The 2,727-nt window shown below is 71.9% G+C and carries 3 protein-coding genes; all 3 read left to right on the forward strand.

Annotated features, from left to right (window positions below; translation table 11 throughout):
- A partial coding sequence (locus tag HUU95_RS13555) for a class I SAM-dependent methyltransferase (protein ID WP_174280587.1) occupies positions 1 to 655 on the forward strand: 655 nt, incomplete at its 5' end.
- Positions 652 to 1,590 (forward strand): methylenetetrahydrofolate reductase [NAD(P)H], encoded by a 939-nt coding sequence (gene metF / locus HUU95_RS13560; protein ID WP_174280588.1) that lies wholly within the window; start codon positions 652 to 654, stop codon positions 1,588 to 1,590. The genes HUU95_RS13555 and metF, both read left to right, overlap by 4 nt.
- A gap of 118 nt (positions 1,591 to 1,708) precedes the next feature.
- Positions 1,709 to 2,727: homocysteine S-methyltransferase family protein (locus tag HUU95_RS13565; protein WP_174280589.1), on the forward strand; the 1,019-nt coding region annotated here is incomplete at its 3' end.

Genomic DNA, 2,727 nt, shown 5'->3' on the forward strand with positions numbered 1-2,727 from the left:
GGCGCGGCTGGAGGCGGTGCACGCCGATCGCGCGGCGGCGGCGGCCGGCTGGTTCGAGGCGCACGCGCCCGACTGGGACGCGATCCGCTCGCTCCACGTCGCCGACAGCGAGGTCGAGGCGGCGATGACGGCGGCGCTGGGCGACATGGAAGTCGGCGTGCTGGTGGATATCGGCACGGGCACCGGGCGGATGCTGGAGCTGTTTGGCGACCGCGCGGCGCAGGCCGTCGGGGTGGATCGCTCGTCCGAGATGCTGCGCCTCGCCCGCGCCAAGCTGGCGGGTCGCGCGGTGGAGTTGCGCCAGGCGGACCTTTACCGGCTGCCGCTGGCGGACGGGGCGGCCGATGTCGCCATCCTGCACCACGTGCTGCATTTCTGCGCGCAGCCCGAGGCGGCGATCGCGGAAGCCGCGCGGGTGCTCGGGCCGGGCGGGCGGCTGCTGATCGCCGACTTCGCCCCGCACGACCGCGAGGAACTGCGCGCGCGCGAGGGCCATGCGCGGCTCGGCTTCGCGGACGCGCAGGTGCAGGCCTGGTTCGCCGCCGCCGGGCTGGGGCTCGCGCGGACCGAGACGCTGGAGGGCGGCGAGCTGACCGTCAAATTGTGGCTGGGTCGCCGGGACGGCGTCCGCTTGCGAGAGGTGAAGGCGGCATGAGCCCGACACTGGTCGACATGGCCGAGGCGCGTCGCGCGCTGGACGCCCCGCTATACGCGGACGTGGCGGGCGACATGGACGTGAGCTTCGAGTTTTTCCCGCCCAAGACGGCGAAGATGGACGAGCAGCTATGGGCGGTGGTGACGACGCTGGCGCCGCTGGCGCCGCGCTTCGTGTCCGTGACCTATGGCGCGGGCGGCTCGACGCGCGAGCGCACGCACCAGACGGTGGCGCGCATCCAGCGCGAGACGCCGCTCGCCGCCGCCGCGCACCTCACCTGCGTCGATGCGACCCGCGACGAGGTGGACGCGGTCGCGCGCGAATATTGGGCGGCGGGCGTGCGCCACATCGTGGCGCTGCGCGGCGACAGCCCGGACGGCGGCGCGTTCAGCCCTCATCCGGGCGGCTATGACGGCGCCGCCGCGCTGGTCGCGGGCCTGCGCCGGCTGCACCCGTTCGACATCTCGGTGGCCGCCTATCCGGAGCGGCATCCGGACTCGACGGACGCCGCCGCCGACCTGGACCATCTGCGCCGCAAGCTCGACGCCGGCGCGAACCGCGCGATCACCCAGTTCTTCTTCGAGCCGGAGACCTTCTTCCGCTACCGCGACGCGGCGGCGGCGGCGGGGGTGACGGCGCCGATCGTGCCCGGGATCATGCCCGTCACCAACGTCGCGTCCGTCAGGCGGATGAGCGCGATGTGCGGCGCGGCGGTGCCCGCCTGGATGGATCGGCTGTTCGAGGGGCTGGACGACCGGCCCGCCGCGCGCGAGCTGGTCGCGGCGACGGTGGCGGCCGAGCTGTGTCGCAAGCTGTATGCGGGCGGCGTGCGTGAGTTCCACTTCTACACGCTCAATCGGGCCGAGCTGGCCTATGCGATCTGCCACCTGCTGGGCGCGCGGCCGATGCCGGCGCGGGCGGAGGCGGCGGCCTGATGCCTGGTCACCCTGAACTTGTTTCAGGGTCCATGCGAGACCTTCGACACGGGCGCGCCGCCGATGACGAAGCGGCGCGCATGGATGCTGAAACAAGTTCAGCATGACGAGGACAGAAATGACCCCACGCGAACTCTTTCACGCCGAGGCCGCCAAGCGCATCCTGATCACGGACGGCGCGTTCGGGACGGAGATCCAGAACTGGAAGCTGGACGAGGCCGCCTATGCGGGCGCGCTGGCGCTGGGCCATGACCAGAAGGGCAACAACGACATCCTGGCGCTGACCAGGCCGGAGGTGCCGGAGTCGATCCACCGCGCCTATTTCGCGGCGGGCGCCGATATCGCGGAGACCAACACCTTTTCCGCCAACCGGATCAGCCAGGCGGACTATGGCGCGCAAGCGCTGGTGCGCGACATCAACGTCCAGTCGGCGGCGATGGCGCGGCGCGTCGCGGACGAGTTCACGGCCCGCGACGGACGGCCGCGCTTCGTCGCCGGCGCGCTGGGGCCGACCAACAAGACGCTGTCGTTGTCGCCCGACGTCAACGACCCCGGCTATCGCGAGATCGACTTCGACTATCTGAAGGACGTGTATCGCGAGCAGATCGACGCGCTGGTCGAGGGCGGCGCGGACTTCGTGCTGATCGAGACGGTGTTCGACACGCTCAACGCCAAGGCCGGGATCATGGCGGCGATCGAGGCGGGTGGCGCGCTGGGGCGCGACCTGCCGATCATGTTGTCGATGACGCTGACCGACCTGTCGGGGCGCAACCTGTCCGGCCACACGGTGGAGGCGTTCTGGCACGCGGTGCGCCACGCGCGGCCGCTGACGATCGGGCTCAACTGCTCGTTCGGTGCCGAGCAGCTGCGCCCGCACGTCAAGGTGCTGAGCGACCTGTGCGACGCGCTGATCATGGTCTATCCCAATGCCGGGCTGCCCAACGAGCTGGGCGAGTATGACGAACGGCCCGAGACGACGGCGGGGCTGGTCGGCGAATGGGCGCGCGCGGGGCAGGTCAACGTGCTGGGCGGCTGTTGCGGCTCGACGCCGGAACACATCGCGGCGATCGCGGACGCGGTGCGTGGCCTGCCGCCGCGCGCGGTGCCGGCGACGCCGGTGCGGACGCGGCTGGCGGG

The organism is Sphingomonas bacterium, from assembly GCF_903643065.1.
GTDB lineage: Bacteria > Pseudomonadota > Alphaproteobacteria > Sphingomonadales > Sphingomonadaceae > Sphingomonas.